The 18,277-nt window shown below is 61.7% G+C and carries 10 protein-coding genes; 2 read left to right on the forward strand and 8 right to left on the reverse strand.

Annotated features, from left to right (window positions below):
- Window positions 1–130: 130 nt before the first annotated feature.
- Window positions 131–6,670 carry an autotransporter domain-containing protein gene (locus FF124_RS02830; protein WP_210237422.1) on the forward strand — a complete coding sequence of 2,180 codons (6,540 nt, stop codon included), beginning with the start codon at window positions 131–133 and terminating at the stop codon, window positions 6,668–6,670.
- A 257-nt stretch (window positions 6,671–6,927) separates the two neighbouring features.
- On the opposite strand, the gene yicI is transcribed toward FF124_RS02830, so the two are convergent.
- From yicI to FF124_RS02855, 5 genes are all read right to left on the reverse strand, one after another.
- Window positions 6,928–9,246, reverse strand: a complete 2,319-nt coding sequence (yicI, locus tag FF124_RS02835; protein ID WP_138746988.1) for an alpha-xylosidase — start codon at window positions 9,244–9,246, stop codon at window positions 6,928–6,930.
- Between the two features lie 66 nt (window positions 9,247–9,312).
- Window positions 9,313–10,380: an ABC transporter ATP-binding protein gene (locus FF124_RS02840; RefSeq protein ID WP_138746989.1), complete on the reverse strand. Its 1,068-nt coding sequence runs from the start codon at window positions 10,378–10,380 to the stop codon at window positions 9,313–9,315.
- Window positions 10,377–11,204, reverse strand: a complete 828-nt coding sequence (locus FF124_RS02845; RefSeq protein WP_138746990.1) for a carbohydrate ABC transporter permease — start codon at window positions 11,202–11,204, stop codon at window positions 10,377–10,379. The genes FF124_RS02840 and FF124_RS02845 overlap by 4 nt, the downstream gene beginning before the upstream one ends.
- A complete protein-coding gene (locus tag FF124_RS02850) occupies window positions 11,201–12,103 on the reverse strand; it encodes a carbohydrate ABC transporter permease (protein WP_138746991.1) in 903 nt (300 codons plus the stop codon). The genes FF124_RS02845 and FF124_RS02850 overlap by 4 nt, the downstream gene beginning before the upstream one ends.
- A 116-nt stretch (window positions 12,104–12,219) precedes the next feature.
- Window positions 12,220–13,431 carry an ABC transporter substrate-binding protein gene (locus FF124_RS02855; RefSeq protein WP_246072175.1) on the reverse strand — a complete coding sequence of 404 codons (1,212 nt, stop codon included), beginning with the start codon at window positions 13,429–13,431 and terminating at the stop codon, window positions 12,220–12,222.
- 245 nt (window positions 13,432–13,676) lie between these two features.
- On the opposite strand from FF124_RS02855, the gene FF124_RS02860 reads away from it, so the two are divergent.
- Window positions 13,677–14,735: a LacI family DNA-binding transcriptional regulator gene (locus FF124_RS02860; RefSeq protein ID WP_138746993.1), complete on the forward strand. Its 1,059-nt coding sequence runs from the start codon at window positions 13,677–13,679 to the stop codon at window positions 14,733–14,735.
- A 106-nt stretch (window positions 14,736–14,841) separates the two neighbouring features.
- Here FF124_RS02860 and FF124_RS02865 read toward each other — a convergent pair whose 3' ends face one another.
- From FF124_RS02865 to FF124_RS02875, 3 genes are read right to left on the reverse strand one after another with little or no spacing between them, the layout of a single operon-like run.
- Window positions 14,842–15,759, reverse strand: coding sequence for an N-carbamoyl-D-amino-acid hydrolase (locus FF124_RS02865; protein ID WP_138746994.1), 918 nt, complete (start codon window positions 15,757–15,759; stop codon window positions 14,842–14,844).
- Window positions 15,759–17,009, reverse strand: a complete 1,251-nt coding sequence (locus FF124_RS02870) for a Zn-dependent hydrolase (protein ID WP_138746995.1) — start codon at window positions 17,007–17,009, stop codon at window positions 15,759–15,761. The genes FF124_RS02865 and FF124_RS02870 overlap by 1 nt, the downstream gene beginning before the upstream one ends.
- Complete coding sequence (locus FF124_RS02875; RefSeq protein WP_138746996.1) at window positions 17,006–18,226, reverse strand: diaminopropionate ammonia-lyase; 1,221 nt, start codon at window positions 18,224–18,226, stop codon at window positions 17,006–17,008. The genes FF124_RS02870 and FF124_RS02875 overlap by 4 nt, the downstream gene beginning before the upstream one ends.
- Between the last annotated feature and the right edge of the window lie 51 nt (window positions 18,227–18,277).

Consider the following 18,277-nt stretch of genomic DNA (forward strand, 5'->3'; position numbering starts at 1 on the left):
CGGAAGCGGCTCCTGGACAACCGCCTCCAACAAATGGTCGACCATCAACGGTGAGGGCAATGCTGCCTGGGCAGGCTCCGTCGGTATCTTCGCCGGTCAAAACGGCGGCCAGGTGACAGTCGGTAGCACAATGGGATTCGACAGGCTGGAGTTCCAGGCTGTGACAGCAATGTCGCCTACGGGCTATGTGCTGCTCGGCGGGGCAGGAGGTCTGCTGACGCTGTCTCCCTATTCAAGTTCTTCCGGCACGCTGCAGGTCGACAATCTCGTGACGGCGACCATCGGCGTCAACATCCAGAACGGACAGAACAATGCCAACGCCGCCGTCAGCACGCTGGAGAAGACGGGCGGCGGCACGCTGGTCTTCACCGGAACAAAAACCTATACAGGTACGACCACCATTTCCGGTGGCACGCTTCAACTCGGCGACGGCACGACCAATGGCGGGGTTGATGGCAACATCAGTGTCGGAGCGAGTGGCACACTCGTCTTCAATGCCTCGCCGACGCTTGGATTCAGCACGATCGTCGACAGCAACGGCTCGACCACGGCGGCCATGCGCGTCATCGGCACGGGAACTGTGAACTTCCTAAGTCCGAGCACCAACTTCGCCGGCACGACGACTGTGGAAAGCGGCACGCTCAACGTTATGGGGACACTCGGCGGTAATGTCGACGTCACCGGTGGAACGCTCATGGGGACCGGCACGATCGGTGGCAATGTCAGCGTCACCGGCGGCACGCTTTCGGGCACTGTCGCCAACGCCACGCCACTTGCGATCAGCGGAACCCTGACGCTCAATCCCGGCTCCAGCTTGTCGGTGACGCTCAACGCCACGGCCAATACAGCTCCGCTGATCACGGTCGATACGCTGAACCTTCAGGGCGGAACGGTCATGTACATGCCGACGATGCTGACCGACATCGGTCAGCATTATAATCTGATCCGGTACACGACATTTGATCCGGCCGGAAGTCTTGGCAATCTCACGCTGCAGAATCCAATGGGGCAGAACTACAGTCTCGGAAACGACGGTACTTTCATCTATATCATACCAGAAAGCCCCGTCGGGCAGGGCGCATACTGGCATCCGCAAACGCCACCGGGTTCCGGCAATTTCGGCGGCCCCGGAAGCTGGACCGCGAGCGGTGGCCAGAACTGGTCCAACTCACAGGGCCAGTCTCCCGGTCCCTGGACCCAGAGCGCCAACGCCATTTTTCAGGGAGCCCTCTCCGCCGCCATCACCGTCGACAGCAGCGCGCCCATCCTTGTCAATGGCCTCACGTTCGATACCACCGGCTACAGCCTGATTTCGAGGACTGGTCAGGCGGATGTGCTCACGCTCAACGCCAATGGCGCGTCGGTGGATATCGCGGTCAACGCCGCAATGGCGACGATCGCCGTTGGAATGATAGATGATGGCATGACGGCTAGTCCGGTCACCAAGACCGGCGTGGGCACGCTCGTGCTGACGGCGGACAACCAGTATACCGGCGCCACGACGGTCTCGCAGGGCACGCTTCAGCTTGGTGACGGCACGACCAACGGTTCGATCAACCGCGCCTCAACCATCACGGTCAACCCAAATGCCACGCTTACGATTATGGCGGAGGGAACATCAACCGTTACAATCAACAACATGCTGGCCAGCGGCGCCGGCGGGGGGACCGCCCCCCAGTTCAATATCGGCGGCACCGGAACCGTCAGCCTTAACAGCCTTAACCGCGGCATTACTGGCTTTACGGGCCAGACGACCGTTCAAAGCGGGGCGACACTCACCGGAAACAACGGCAGTATCGGCGGAACGACGACGGTTTCCGACGGTGCGTTCCTTTCCGGAATTGCGAACCAGCCGTTCGGGATGGATAATCTTGTCCTGACCGATGGCATAGCCGGAAGCAGCGGCTCTGTCATTCGTGCTGCATTCCAGGCGCCGGCGGCGACGCCGCTGTTTGATGCTTCGGGAGACCTGACGCTTGGCGGTCTGGTCAACGTCACCAATGCGAATCCCGTCGGCGGCGAGCTCGGCGATGGCGCCTATTACCTGATCTCCTACGGGAATCTCACGAACAGTATCGATGATCTCAAGATCGACGTGAACTCGACGGGCATTGGCGTCAACAGCCAGGACGTGACCGTCTCGATGATGACCGTTGGCATGCGCAATATCGTCGCCATCGTGATCGGCGAAGGCGCCCAGAGCTACTGGAACGGAAGTAGAGACTCCGGACTGCAACCCGTTGTGGGTGGCAATGGCCGCTGGACGGCCAGCAGCACTGATCGCAACTGGACGGATAGCAGCGGGCATCCGCACGGACCGTGGAACCAGAAGACCGTCGCCGTCTTTGAGGGATCGGATTTGCCGCCGCCTGCCGTTGTCACGATCGACAGTTCGGCGGGCGCCGGCGGGGCGATCACGGTCGCCGGACTGTCTTTCGCCGTGGACGGCTACACGCTCAGCGGCCCCCAGCAAACGGACGCGTTGACGCTTTTCTCTGATTTCTCCGACAACCTTTCAAAAATCGAGGTTCGTCAGGATTTTACGGCCACGCTCGATGTCGATCTCACCGGTACAGCGGGCATTCGCAAGGCAGGAACAGGCACACTGATCCTGAATGGCGACAAAACCTTTTCCGGCGGCACGCGGGTCGCGCAGGGCATCCTGCAGATCGGCAGCACCGCCGGCGGCGGGGCGGTACTGAATGACATCAGCGTCGATTCGACTGCGACGCTGTCCCTCTTCGCTCAGAATATGAGCACGCTTGTGTTCACGAACGCGCTTTCGGGCGTCGCCGGCGCCAATCTTGCGATCGGCGGAACCGGAACGGTTGATTTCCAAAGTACCAGCGCGACGAATTTCACTGGGGCGACCACCGTTGCCACCGGGGCAACGCTCATGAGCACGAGCGGCGGCGGGATCGGCGGCGCGGTGACGGTTCAGGGCGGCGCCACGCTTTCCGGCGCGCAGGCCGATCCTACCTTCACCGTCGGAGCCGGAAGTCTGACGCTTACGGATTCGATGTCGATGATCATCGTCTCGCTGAACGCACAGGCACCGGGAAACACACCGCTCTTCAGCGTCGGAGACTTCCATTTCGACAATGGCGGCACGATCACGGTCGATGTCTTGAACGGGGCGGATCTGCCGCTCAACAATCACTACGTTCTGTTCCAGTACAGCGGGAGCCGTACGACGGATCTCACCCTTCTTGCTTTCGCGCCAGGAACCAATCCAAACTATCACCTGCAACAACAAGGCACGAACCAGATTGTCCTCGCCGTGACCGCGCCGGGCGACAACTTCTGGAACCCCGGACAGACAACGGTGCCGCAGAACCTCGGCGGCAGCGGCGGCTGGACCGCTGATCGTTTCTGGTCGGATAGTGACAGTAATCCTGTGCCAGCTCCTCATGATTGGACGCAGGGCGCGACTGCGATCTTCGAGAGGAACGATGGAACCGTGACCGTCGACAGCAGTGGGGCCGCGATCAATGTCGGCGGCATGACATTCACCGGCGTCAGCTACGACATCAATCCGAACGCCGCCGTGGACCAGCTCACACTTGCCCCCGCCGGCAGCAATGCGGTGACGGTAGATGTCGACACTTCGGGTCAAACCGCCACCATCAACACCATTCTGGCCGGGAACGCCGGCCTGACGAAAACCGGCGCGGGCACGCTCGTCCTGACGGCGGATAACCAGTATACGGGTGAAACGACGGTTTCGGCGGGGACGCTCGTGATTGGCGGCAGCAGATCGTTGCCTGCCGGCATCAATCTTGAGAATCCCGGAGCGACTCTGGAGGTCAACACGAACGGACCGGTGACCTTTGGAGCCGCCAACGTCATTTCGGGTACTGCGTCGAACGCCAATTTCAACATCGCCAGCGGCACAGTTGCTTTAAACAGCAACAGCGGCAATTTCGGTGGCACCACGACGGTGCAGGGCAACACCACGCTGACCGGGCATGGCACACTGGGCGGCTCCGTCTTCATCGAAGGCGGCGGCACGATCTCCGGCTCGGTCAATGGAGGCGCATTGACAGCCGGAACGCAGCTCACACTGGTGAAGACCGGCTCGACCGCATCGATCCTCGCGGTCGAACTGCATGAAACCGCCAATGCAAGCGCGGTCATTCAGACCGGGCAGCTGTTCATCAGCGGCGCGACGCTGCAGGTGACTATCGACAACGGACCAGCGCTGAATGACGGAACCTATCCGTTGATCGCCTATGCGACGCGGCGGCTTGGAGAATTGAGTTTGATTGCCGCGTCCGGCATCGCAACCGTCAATGACGTCTATTATCGGCTGAAGGCCAACGAAATGACCCCTAACGGTCCCGGCCAGATAGACCTTCTTGTCGGTGAAGACGCCTATCTCTACTGGAACGGCCTCACCGCCAATCCCGGCACGCCAATGGGCGCTGGCGGGCGAGGCACCTGGACCATGTCCAACCAGAACTGGACCGATGCCCAGGGATCGCCGCCGGGAGAATGGGGCAGCGGGGGGTACGGCGTGTTCGGCGGCAATGCCGGTGGCCCGGTCACCGTGGTCAGTCCGAACGCTCCGGACAATGTAATCGCAGTTTCCGGCATGCAGTTCACGGCGAATGGTTACACACTCGCCGCCAGTTCAACGCAGGATGTGCTCAACCTCGTGCCCCAGACTAGTGGCGCCGACGCCGAGATCGACGTCGTCAACCCGTCTGGCGGCGGGACGACGACGGCGACGATCGACGTTCCGCTCATCGGATCTTCCGGTCTGAACAAGAAAGGCGATGGTACGCTCATCCTTGCCGGGGACAATAACTATGATGGCGAGACCACGGTCTCCGCCGGCACGCTGACTTCGGTCAATGAAAACTCAGTTCCCCACGACATCTCGATTGCCAGCGCCGCGACGTGGAGCTGGAATGTCACAACCGATGCGACCTTTGGCGGCGTGATCTCCGATGCCGTGGCGCCCGGGGGAACCTTCGATATCAATGCCGGCTCAGGCAATACCCTCACGCTCACCGGCGCGAGCGATCAGTTCTCCGGCACGACCAACATCACTTCCGGCCTTCTGTTTGTTCCGGCAAACGCCGCGCTCGGCGGGACGATCAACGTCATGGGCGGCGCGCGGCTGACTGCCAAGGATTCTTCGCTCGGTTCGGTCCATGTCGCCGCAAACGGCAGCATGATCATCGGCAGCCAGACACCGGTGGCCTCGACGGGGACCGTCACGCTGGACATCCTCGACGTGGATTCGTCGGCAACGCTGACCTTTATCATGGATTACGCCGGGAACATGGCAAGCCAGATCGTGGCGTCAGGATCCGTGACCATCGCCACCGGCGCCAATGTTTCGGTCTCCCCGATCAGTGGACACCTTGAGCTCGGCGACGAGTTCGTTCTGATCCAGGCCACCGGCAATATCACCTGGACAGAGACGACCACCTTCTCCGACAATGGCGTCGGCGGCCTCATCCAGGTAAACCCCCTTAACAATCATCAGTTGATCGTGACGGCCACCACGTCGCGCAACCGCCTCGATTGCTCGGCGCACCATTCTGCCTGCCTTGTGCTCGACAATGTCGGCGGCGACCTGCGGACCCTTCTGCGGGAGCTGGAGGACGACGGTCCGACGCTTCTTGCGGCGCTCGACCAGCTTTCAGGCAGCATCTATGCCTCGAGCGACGCTGCCATGATCGCCAACAGCCGCTATCTCAGCGATACCACCGGTCGGCAGGTCCGTGCCGCGCTCGGCGGCATCGCCGACGGCCGGCAGGCCTCCGCGGTCTCCAACTATGCCGCAGCTCCCGCCGTCGAAACCCCCTTCGGAACCTTCGAGGAAACCAATAGCGGCATTGGCGTCTGGGCAACGGGCTACGGCTCGTGGTCAAAGCTTGACGGCACGGCCGGCAGCGCCGCCCTGACGGATTCCGTCGGCGGCACCTTCATCGGCGTCGATGTCGGCGCCTTTGGCTCGATGCGCTTCGGCGGCGTCTTCGGCTATGGTCAATCCACCTACGAGGTGGAGGGTCAGAATGCCAAAGGCTCCAGCGACGACTACACGCTCGGCCTTTACGGGGGCGGACAATGGGGCGGATGGGGAACCGATTTCGGCGCCGCCTATACATGGCACGACATCTCCACCAGCCGCAGCATCGATTTTTCGGCTTTCTCCGACAGGATATCGGGCAGCTACGATGCCGGCACCTTCCAGGTCTATGGAAGCTTCGGATATACATTCGACATGGGCGACAATTTCCGTCTCGAGCCCTATGCCGATGCGAGCTATATCCATCAGACGTCCGACGGCTTCACCGAAACCGGCGGTCCTGCAGCCTTCTCGCGCAGCGCTTCCGAGATGAATACCGGTTTCACCACGGTGGGCCTGCGCGGCGCCTGGGACATTCCCCTCGGCGATTATCGCAGCCAACTGACCGGTTCGGCCGGTTGGCGACACGCCTATGGCGACATCGATCCGACCGCCGCGCTGCGCTTTAACGGAGGGGATGTGTTCAACATGTCGGGCGCGCCGCTCGCCGAGGATCAGGCGGTCTTCTCCGTCGGCTGGACGACCGATTTCTCCGAAAATGTCAGCGTCGGCGTCAGCTATACCGGCCAGTTCGGCGGCGGCTACAAGAGCCAGAACCTCACCGGGCAGATCCAGATCAAGTTCTGACCAGTAAACCGGGGGCGTTCTCCGCAACGCCCCCGCTTCGACGGCAAAATGCGGGCGGGTACGAGAGGCCGCTGCCTCTCGGATCAGAAACAGGCCTAGGGAGCCGTGCGTCTGTGCGGACGCACAAAGGATGCGCTAACCTATTGTTTCTATGCATCGGCCCGAAACTCGATTCCGGTTTTCGGACCGATGCGCTGCGATCTTTTACAACTTTCTTGCGCGCGTATGGACAAATGTCGGAAAACGCGCAGCTGTTCTCAGAGCGTCACAGTGATATTGCCCTTGCCTTCGAGGATCACGCCTTCGGCGGTTTCCGCAATGCCGGCATCCCCGGCGCTGGCGACGGAAGTGACGTTCTGCAAACGCAGGCGCCACGGACGGTCCGCGTCCGATGCATTGACCGTCAGCGTGTTGCCATCGCGGGAAACGGCCAGCGCCTGCGTTTTCACGCCCTTGTCGGCGAAGATCGTGGCTTTTGCCGTCTTGCCGTCTTCGAGCGCGTAGAGAGCAAAGAGGGCGCCTTCCGCATAGTCATAGTCCGGCTTGTCGTCGACCGCGCCCCAGACGATGAGGCTTGAGGGGCGGACGTAGAGCGGCAGGCTCATGAAGTCGTGGTTTTCGACACGCCAGCTACCGCCTTCAACTTCCTCACCGGACAGGAGGTGCGTCCAGCGGCCCTTCGGCAGGTAGATTTCGGCATTGCCCGCTCTGTCGAGAACCGGCGCCACGAGAAGCTTCTCGCCGAGCATGTACTGGCGGTCGAGCGCGTCGCAGCTTCGGTCCTCCGGAAATTCCAGCATCATGGCGCGCATCACCGGCAGGCCGGTCTTGGGCGCTTCGCAGGCAGCTTCGTAGATTGTCGGCATCAGGCGCATCTTCAGCTTTGTGAAGAAGCGCAGGACATCGACGGCTTCCTCATCATAGAGCCACGGCACGCGGTAGGACTTGGAGCCGTGCAGGCGCGAGTGGCTGGAGAGCAGGCCGAAGGCGCACCAGCGCTTGTAGACATCGGCTTCGGCCGTTGCCTCAAAACCGCCGATATCATGGCTCCAGAAGCCGAAGCCGGAAAGGCCGAGCGACAGGCCGCCGCGCAGGGATTCGGCCATGGACTCATAGTCCGAATAGCAGTCGCCGCCCCAGTGAACCGGGAATTGCTGGCCGCCGGTGGTGGCCGAGCGTGCAAACAGCACCGCCTCGTCCTCGCCCTTCGTCTCCTGCAGGGCCTCATAGACGACCTTGTTGTAGAGGAAGGTATAGTAGTTGTGCATGGTCTCGGCGTCGGAGCCGTCATGATAGGCAACGTCGACCGGAATGCGCTCGCCGAAATCGGTCTTGAAGCAGTCGACGCCCTGGCCGACCAGATCCTTCAGATAACCGGCATACCAGTCGCAGGCTTGCCGGTTGGTGAAGTCGACCACGGCCTGGCCGGGCTGCCAGCGGTCCCACTGCCAGACGGAGCCGTCAGGACGTTTGATCAGGTAGCCGTTTTCCTTGCCCTCGTCGAAGAGCTTGGATTCCTGGGCGATATAGGGATTGATCCAGACGCAGATGTTAAGGCCGCGCTCCTTGTAGCGCTTCAGCATGGCTTCCGGTTCCGGGAAAGTTTCCGGGTCCCATTCGAAATCGCACCAGTGCAGGCCGCGCATCCAGAAGCAGTCGAAATGGAAGACGTGGAGCGGAATGTCGCGCTCGGCCATGCCGTCGAGGAAGCCGGTAACGGTCGCTTCGTCATATTCGGTGGTGAACGATGTCGTCAGCCACAGGCCGAAGGACCAGCGGGCCGGCAGCGCCGGGCGGCCGGTGAGTTTCGTATAGCGGTCGATGACGCCCTTGGGGTCCGGCCCGTCGATGACGTAATATTCGAGGCTTTCGCCCGGAACCGAAAACAGCGCCTTGTGAACCTTCTCCGAGCCGATTTCGAACTCGACGCGGCCCGGATTGTTGACGAACACGCCCCAGCCGCGATTGGTCAGGAAGAACGGAATGTTCTTGTAGGCCTGGTCGGTGTTGGCGCCGCCGTCGCGGTTCCAGATATCGACCATCTGGCCGTTTTTGACAAATTCGGTGAAGCGCTCGCCGAGACCGTAGACCTTGGTGCCGACACCGAGGCTCAAGCGCTCGAACATATGGGTGCGGTCATTGTCGTCATGGTCGATGGCATGGCCGCCGGCCTTGTAGTCGGATCCGGTGATCGGTTTTCCGTCGCGCAGGAATTCGAGGTTCCAGCGACCGTTCATGGCGACACGGGCGGTGAGGTTGCCGCTTTTCAGGGTGGCGAATTCGTCCGTGATCTCGATTTCCGGCGCAAAGCCTTCGTCCGGATAGAGGTCGAAATGCGGTCCCTTGTCGAGACCGCCGCGGAAGTGCTCGCTTTTCACCCCGATCATGCCTTCCATCGGTGCGGAGAAGGTGAGGATGATCAGGCGGGCATTGATCTGGTTGGCGCGATCGTTCATCGGCCAGGTGGTGGCGCGGATGACCAGATTGCCGTCCTTGACGCGGGCATCAAAGACCTCAAGCGGCTGGTTGAGGTCGAAATTCTGGCGCACATGCCAGTTGCCGTCCATGATTTTCATGTTGGTAAGTCCTTATGAATTCGGGCAGCGATGGCGGGGAGGCGCCATCGCTGCGCGCGGGACCGGTCAGAGCCGGATGCCGGTCTCGCGGTCGAAGATGTGGATGAGTTCGGGGGCGATCCGCATGTTCAGCGGCTCGCCGGGCGTCACGGCGGCGCGGTCGTTGATGACGACGGCGATCTCCGGGTCACTGGCGGTGAACAGGAAAGTCGTCGCGCCCGTCGCCTCGGCAATCCTGAGCGGCAGGCTGAACTGGGCTTCTTCCGCCGAAACCAGCTCGAGATGTTCAGGCCGTAAGCCCACGGTCACCTTGCGGCCGGCTTCCAGCTTGCCCGCATAGGGCAGAACGTCGCCGTCGCCGAGTTCTAGCTTCAGGCTGTGGCCATCCTCGCCCACAACTGCCGGCAGGAAATTCATCGCCGGAGAACCAATGAAGCCGGCGACAAACTGGTTCGCCGGGCTGTCATAGAGTTCGAGCGGCGCGCCTTGCTGCTCGATCCGGCCTTCCTTCATCAAAACGACGCGGTCGGCCATGGTCATGGCCTCGATCTGGTCATGGGTGACATAGACCGAGGTTGCGCCGAGGCGATCATGCAGCGTGCGGATTTCCTTGCGCATGTGAACGCGCAACGCCGCATCGAGGTTGGACAGCGGCTCGTCGAAGAGGAAGGCCTTCGGATCACGGATGATGGCGCGGCTCATGGCCACGCGCTGACGCTGACCGCCGGAGAGTTCGCGCGGATAGCGTTCCAGCAGGTTGGAAAGCCCCGTGGTCTCGGCCACTTCGCGGGCCTTCACCTGGGCATCCTTCTTCTTCATGCCGTGGGTGCGCAGGCTATATGTCAGGTTTTCCTCGACCGTCATATGCGGATAGAGCGCATAGGACTGGAACACCATGGCGATATCGCGCCGGCGCGGCGGCATGTCGTTCATCTTCTCGCCCGCGATCTTCACCTCGCCGCCGGAGATCTTTTCCAGACCGGCCAGCGTGCGCAGCAAAGTGGACTTGCCGCAGCCGGACGGGCCGACAAGCGCGACGAACTCGCCCTTTTCGATCGTGAGGTTGACGTTTTTGAGGGCGTGGTAGCGGCCGTAATACTTCTCGACCGCGTTGAATTCGATCTGGGTTGTCATTTCAAAGCTCCCGAGGTCAGGCCGGAGACGATCTTGCGCTGCAGCAGCACGAAGGCAGCGAGGATGGGGGTGACGTAGATCGAGGCGTAGGCCATGATCCGGTTCCAATCGACCGAGTTCGGACCCATGAAGGTGGAGAGACCGACGCTTGCCGGCTGCAGCTCGACATCCTGGATCAGCGACTTGGAGTAGACGAATTCGCCAAAGGCCTGCATGAAGATCAACAGCGCGCTGACGAGGATGCCGTTGCGGGCAAGCGGCAGCACGATGTGGATGAAGGCGCCGAAGCGGGAATTGCCGTCAACGAGGGCTGCCTCTTCCAGCTCTGCCGGCACGTTCATGAAGGTGGCGCGCACCAACACGACGAAGAACGGCATGGCCTTGGCGGTGATCGCCACGATGACGGCGATGCGCGGATAGTCGAGCAGGCCGATCTGCGAGAAACCGACAAAGATCGGCGTGACCATCAGGGATGCCGGCAGGACCTGCAGCATCAGCACCAGGAACAGGCCGACATCGACCCACACACTGCGGTAGCGGGCCAGGACATAGGCGCAGCCCGAGCCGAGTGTGGCGATGAACAGGACGGCGCAGCTTGCGATGATCAACGAGTTCTTCAGATAGGTCGCCATATGACGCTCGACCCAGACGCCGGAAAAGACGTCCCATTGCGGGTTCGGCGGTACGAAGCTCGGCGGTGCGGCAAACATCGCCGTGCTGGTTTTCAGCGCGGTCACATACATCCAGTAGAGCGGGAAGAGATAGATGGCTGCCAGGACCAGACCGCAGGCGATCAGCAGCGTGTTTCGGGTTGTCGGGGTCATCCGCGCACCTCATGGCGGGTCGAGCGCACATAGAAGACGGCCGCGATGATGACGAGTGTGATCATCAGCACCGAAACGGTCGCGCCGCGTGCGAAATCGTATTCACGGAAGGAAAGCTGCCAGGCCCAGTACTGGGCGACGTTCGACGAATTGTTCGGACCGCCATCGGTGATCGCGGCAAACAGGTCGAACTGCTGCAGGGTGAAGATCAGGCCGAGCGACAGGAGCGCGCCGATCGTCGGGCGCATCATCGGAAGGGTGATCGTGTGGAAGCGACGGAATGCGTTGGCGCCGTCAAGGCTTGCGGCTTCATAGAGATCCTTCGGGATGGCGGCGAGGCCGACCGAAAGCAGGATCATGTTGAAGGCGGTGCCGAACCAGATATTGGTGATGATCACGCTCCAGAGCGCAAAGTCCGGGGACGAGCGCCAGAAGATCGGGTCGTCAATGACGCCGATCGACTGCAGGAAGAAGTTGATCACGCCGAAATCGCCGGCCAGAAGCCAGTTCCAGATCGCGCCGGTGACAAGGCCGGGCATGACCCAGGAGACCAGAAACAGGCCGCGCAGATAGGTCGAACCCGGAAACTGCATATTGAAGAACAGCGCCAGGAAGAAGCCGAAGAGGAACTGTCCTCCAAGCGAGCAGAGCACGAAGATCAGCGTGTTGCCGAAGATCGGCCAGGCCTGCGGATCGGTCAGCACTGCGATGTAGTTGTCGAGGCCGACGAAGGGACGAAAGAAGGTGCCGAGACTGAAGATGTCCACTTCCTGAAAGCTCATGATCACGTTGTAGACCAGAGCCGAACCGGAAATCGCGATCAGAAAGATGAGCGGAATGCCCACCAGTATCAGATCGAAACCGCGTCCGTCCCAGAGCGTTGAGAGCGCCTTGCGCATTGTTGAAGCTCCCTTGGGCGATTAAACGGATGAAAACCGGGATATCAGGCAAGCCCTCCCCGTCCACGCCCTCTATGGGGGCGTGGCGGTAAATCCCGGCTTTCAGGAAAAGCAGATTACTTTCCGGTGATCTTGTCGATCTGCGCCTGAGCCTGGTCAAGCGCCTGCTGCGGCGTCTGCGAGCCGGCGAGTGCCGATTGCAGGGCCGTCTGGATGGCCTTGGAGATCTTCGGCCATTGCGGGTGCGGGCCGCGCGGCTGGGAGTACTGCATCTGCTCCAGGAAGACATGCAGCGCTTCGTCCTTGGCCTCGTTGCCGGTCGGCGGGATCTCGATATCGTTGCGGGCCGGGATCTGGCCGAAGCGTTCGAACAGATCCTTGTCCTGCTCGGCGAAGAACTCAAGCGCCTTGAAGGCTTCTTCCGGGTGCTTGGTGGAGGAGAAGATCACCCAGTTATAGTCGCCCATGGCGGACGAACGCGGGGAGCCTTCGGCAGGCGTCGGCAGAAGCGTAACGCCCCAGTCGAACTCGGCCTCATCGGCCATGCGGTTGATCTCCCAGGGGCCGGAGATCGCCATGGCGGCATTGCCGGCGTTGAAGGTTGCCGTCGATGCCCACTGCGTACGCGACACCGTATCAGGCGAAGCAAGGCCTTCGTCCAGCAGCGTCTTGAAGAAGGTCAGCGCTTCGACGCCGCCCTCGGAATTGATGTTGTCGTAGCTGCCGCCGGCCATCTGCACGAAAGGCAGGAACTGGAAGGTCCCTTCTTCGGAAGCCTTGGCCGAGAACGCTACGCCGTAAACATCATTTTCCGGATCGTTCAGGATCCGGGCATCCTCGATCAGTTCGTCCCAGGTCTTCGGCGGCTCTTCGATGCCGGCTTCCTCGAACATGTCCTTGTTGTAGTAAAGGGCGATCGTGTTGGTCGCCTTCGGTACGCCGTAGATGCGACCGTCCCAGGTGGCCGACGCCATCGGGCCTTCGAAATACTCATCGACATTGATGACATCGGACTGTTCGATCATGTCCGTCAGGTCCAACAGGGCGCCGTTGGCGGCCAGCATGGCCGTGTCGGGATTGTCGACGGCGAAGACGTCCGGCGCGCGACCGACCGAATAGGCGCGCATCGCCTCGCTCATCAGGTCGGCGAAGTTGACCTCGCGGTAGACGACGTCGATATTGGGTTCGCTTTCGTCAAATTCGCGAGCGAGATCCGGCGTCGGCTGGCCGGTCTTGTCGACGGTCCAGATATTCAGCGTAACCGGCTCCTGCGCAAGCGTCGGAACAGCCGTTCCAAGGCTCAGGGCAGCAGCGGATACACACAGCATGAGTTTGGCGCGATTCATAGTTACCTCCCGTATAGGTTTTCCGGCCGTTCCCGGCCGGCTTCGACGGATTTCGTTTTCTGGCGATCGGGAATGGTCCGATCCAGTTCCCGCAAGCGCGGACCCTTTCACGGTCATTGACTTTTCAGTCCCGAAATCGCTAAAACACGCTCCGTAAACGTTTACGACAATAGACACGGACCGGTTCTGCTGTCAATAGAGGTACGAACCTCAAAATTGGAGAAACCATGACGGGCATCCGCCAGCTCGCTGATCACCTGCAACTTTCGATTGGTACGGTGTCGCGTGCGCTGAACGGCAAGGCGGACGTGAATGCGCAGACGCGCGAGCGGGTTTTGAAGGCGGCGATGGAGCTCGGCTATGTGCCCAACCAGTCTGGCCGCAGCCTCAGGAAGGGGACAACGAGCACGGTCGGTCTGATCCTGACGCAAGGCAACAGCCTTGGCGAAAACAATGACAACTTCTTTTTTGGCGTGATTCATGGGCTGCAGACCGCATTGAAGAAACACAAGCTCGATCTTGTGCTTCTTCTGTGTTCGCGCGACGAGGATCCCGACAGTTTTCTCCAGCGCATGGTGGCGCAACGCATCGTTGACGCGGTGATCCTGACGGCGACCCGTACGCACGATGAACGCTTCGATATTCTGCGACGCGCGAACATGCCGTTCGTGACGCTCGGACGCAGTGAAAGCCTCGGCGACGCCTCCTGGATCGACCTTGATTTCGAGGGGATCGCCCGCAGTTCGGTGACCCGGCTTTTCGGCCGAGGGCACCGGCGCATCGCCGTGGCCGTGCCGAATGTGGATGCCAATCTCGGCCCGCTATTCCTCGAAGGCTACCGGCAGGGACTTGCCGATTGCGGCCTGCCCTTCGACGAAAACATCGTCTTTCATGCCGAGACCAGCGAGGAGGGCGGCTATGATGTCGCCGAAAAGGTGCTGGCGACCGAGGATCGACCGACCGCGATCCTTCTGATTGCCGAACTGATGTCGGTCGGCCTTTATCGCCGCCTGGGCGAGGCGGGGCTGACGCCCGGCCGCGACCTTGCCGTGATCGCCGAGCGCGAAAGCCCGGTGGGCCGCTTTCTGCTGCCGCGACTGACCTGTTTCCGCCTCGATCTCGATGCGCTGGGACGCATGCTCGGCGAAATGCTCCTTTCCAACCTGCCGACCTTTGCCGAGAACTACAAGGACGTGCCAAAGGGCAAGATCTGGCCACTGGAACTGGTCGAAGGCGAAAGCGATCCGCCGCTGGAGATGAAAGAAACGCTTCTGTCTGACGGTTGATTTCATTGTCGTTCGTGACGACAGGGGGGCGGCGAGAGATCATCGAGCTCAAGGGCGGTGAGACGCCCGCCGAAGAGGCCGTTACCAACTTTGTTCGCGACTGAACTCAGTCCGTCCTCGTCAGCGCCGTATAAAGCTCCGGCCGCCGGTGCAGGCGGAAGTTGAAGATGTTCTCGCGGATTTCCTTGCAGCGGTCGAGGTCGCAGTCATAGGTGATCAGCTCGTCGGACAGCGAGCCGGCCATGGCGACGATCTCGCCGGTGGGGGCGACGATGCAGCTCTGGCCGATCAGGTCGCAGCCTTCCTCCTTGCCCGCCTTGGCGATGCCGACGACCCACATGCCGTTCTGGTAGGCGCCGGCCTGCAGGCTGAGGTGATTGTGGAAATTCTGCAGGTGGTCATGCTCGGGGGCAAGCGGGTAGTGCACCGGCGTGTTGTAGCCGATCAGCACCATTTCCGCCCCGCGCAGCGCCAGTTCGCGGTAAGTCTCCGGCCAGCGGCGGTCGTTGCAGATCGCCTGGCCGAAGATGCCGCCGAAGGCCTCTGCCGTTGAAAACGGCTCGGGTCCCGGCTCGAAATAGCGTTTTTCCAGATGCTGGAACGGCCGCCAGGGTTCGTGTTCGGGGTGGCCGGGCAGGTGGATCTTGCGGTAGCGGTGCACGATCTCGCCGGTCTTTTCGACGATGATCGTCGTATTGTAGCGATGGGTGACGCCGTCGATCTCGGTCAGTTCGCCATAGCCGAGCGAAAAGCCGATCTTCAGTTCTTTCGCGCGGGCAAAAAGCGGCGCAACATCGTCATTTGGCATGGATTTTTCGAAGAAGGCATCGACTTCGGCCTGATCTTCCATGAACCAGCGCGGAAAAAAGGTCGTCAGCGCCAGTTCCGGAAAGGCAACGACATCGCACTGCCGGCTTGCAGCCTTTTCCATCAGCGCGATCATGCGCTCGACGACGCTGGCGCGGGTTTCCGAACGGGCGATCGGGCCGAGCTGGGCCGCGCCGACAACAACATATCTTGCCATCAGGCATTTTCTCCATTGGTTGGCATGGCCTTGTGAAGCGCTGCCTGCAGCAGCACGTTCGCGCCATTCTCGAGATCTGCCGGGGCCGTGAATTCCGTGACGTTGTGGCTGATGCCGTTGACGCTCGGAACGAACACCATGGCCGCCGGCGCAAGGCTCGCGATGATCTGGGCATCATGGCCGGCGCCGGAAAACATCCGCCGGGTCGAAAGGCCAAGGCCGAGGGCCGTCTGCTCCACGCAGTCGACAAGCGCCGGCGCAAAATCGGTCGGGGGAAAATCGGCAAGCGTGCGGGCGGTGATCTCGACGTCCTCCTTCAGCGCCACATCGCTGACAAGGCTGGCGAGCGACGCCCGGGCCCTTGCCAGGGTTTCGGCATCGGGATGGCGCAGGTCGACGGTGATCACGGCCTTTTCGGCAACGACATTGACGAGGTTGGGGGCAAGATTGATGGCGCCGACCGTGCCGACCATCTCGCCGCCGATCTCGCGCACCAGGTCGCCGACGCCGGCGGCAATGCGGGCCGCGGCAAGGCCCGCATCTCGGCGCAGGCGTATCGGCGTGGTCCCGGCATGGGCCGAGCGGCCGGCAATGGTGATCTCGGTCCAGCATATGCCCTGCACGCCGCGCACAACGCCAATCTGCAGGCCTTCGTCCTCAAGCACCGGACCCTGCTCGATATGCAGTTCGAAATAGGCGGCGATATCCTTCGGCCCGGCGTCTTTTCCGGCATAGCCGATCGCCGCGAGCTCGTCGCCAAGCCGTTTGCCATCGATGCTGACGATATCGAGCGCTTCTTCCAGCGACATATCGCCGGCAAAGACGACGCTGCCGAGCATGTCCGGCTGAAAACGCGCGCCCTCCTCATTGGTGAAGGCGGCCACCACGACCGTGTGTTCGGTCTCGATCCCGGCGTCATTCAGCGTGGCGACGACTTCGAGGCCGGCCAGAACGCCGAGCGCGCCATCGTAAAGTCCGCCGGTCGCAACCGTATCGATATGCGAGCCGAGCATGACGACCGGGCCGTCGGTGCGTCCCTTGCGGGTGCCGAAAATATTGCCGATCGGGTCAATACTCACCTCAAGGCCGAGCGCCTTCATTTCGCTGACCAGATGATCGCGGCCGCGTTTTTCATCCGCCGTCAGCGCCAGACGCGACACGCCACCGCCTTCAAGCGCGCCGATCGCGCCGAGCTTTTCGAGGCGGGTGACAAGGCGGGCGCCATTGATGCGCAGGTCATTGACCATCATCGGGCCTGCTCCACGTCGCTTGCGGGACGGCCGACGATTTCTTCGTAAAGCGCGGGATCGGTGTCGCCCTCGCTGCCGAAGCAGAGGATGACGGAGTCGGGGCTTAGCCCGAGCGTTTCTTTCCAGTCTGGTCGGGCGGCGGCGCAGAGGAAGCCGGAAAGCCCGGCAACGCCGCTTTCGCCGCTGGCAAGCGGTTTGCCGGCGTCGCCGGAGGCGAGAAGCCGCATGGTTTCGGCCGCAGCCTCGTCCTCGATCTCGATGAAATTCGAGACGCCTGCCTCAAGGATCGGCCAGGCGATGATCGATGGCTCGCCGCAGGCAAGGCCGGCCATAATGGTGTCCAGCGCGCCGCCGACCACGGTGGGCTTGCCGGCCGCGGCACTTTCGAGAAGACAGGCTGCGTTTTCCGGCTCGACGACGATGACGCGGGGCGCATCGGCGCCAAAGGTCTCCCAGAAATGCGCGGTGACGGCGGCTGCCAGCCCGCCGACGCCGCCCTGAATGAAGATATGGGTCGGCGGCTTGCGGTCCATCTGGCGGATCGCCTCCTCTGCCATCACGCTATAGCCCTGCATCACATTGCGGGGGATATCCGTATAGCCCGGATAGGAGGTATCGGAGACCACGAACCAGCCGTTTGCGTTGGCCTGGCGGGCTGCCTCGCGAATGCTGTCGTCGTAATTGCCTTTTGCGCGCACGACTTGTGCGCCGTAATGGGCGATCGCATCCTCGCGCGCCCTGGAAACGGTCTCGTGGATGAAGATCACCGCCTGGCAGCCAAAAAGGCTCGCGCCCCAGGCGACAGACCGCCCGTGATTGCCGTCGGTGGCGCAGGTGACGGTGATGCCGGACACGATGTCTGCATAGTCGCCATCGAGCAGGGCGGCGATCTCAACGGGCTTGCCCGTCTTCTCGGTAATCCTGGCCTCCAGCAAACGGAAAACCGCATAGGCCCCGCCAAGCGCCTTGAACGAGCCGAGGCCAAAGCGCCCGGCCTCGTGCTTGAAATGGATCGCGCCGACGCCAGTCTTTGCGGCAAGCGGCGCGAGCGCGACAAGCGGCGTCTCGGCATAGCCGGACCAGGCGGTCACGGTCTCAAAGGCGTGCTTTCCGGCAGCAAGGCTGAGTATTTCCTTGAACGCAGCAGGGTAGGGGCCTTTGCCCTGAGGGCGGCCGGAAACAAGGCGTATCCGGAAGGCGGAGAAGTCTTTGGTCATTGCGGAAACATTCCAAAAATCACGAAACTATGCGAAGGATAGCTCCGGCGA

It is taken from the genome of Martelella lutilitoris, from assembly GCF_005924265.1.
Taxonomy (GTDB): Bacteria; Pseudomonadota; Alphaproteobacteria; order Rhizobiales; family Rhizobiaceae; genus Martelella; species Martelella lutilitoris.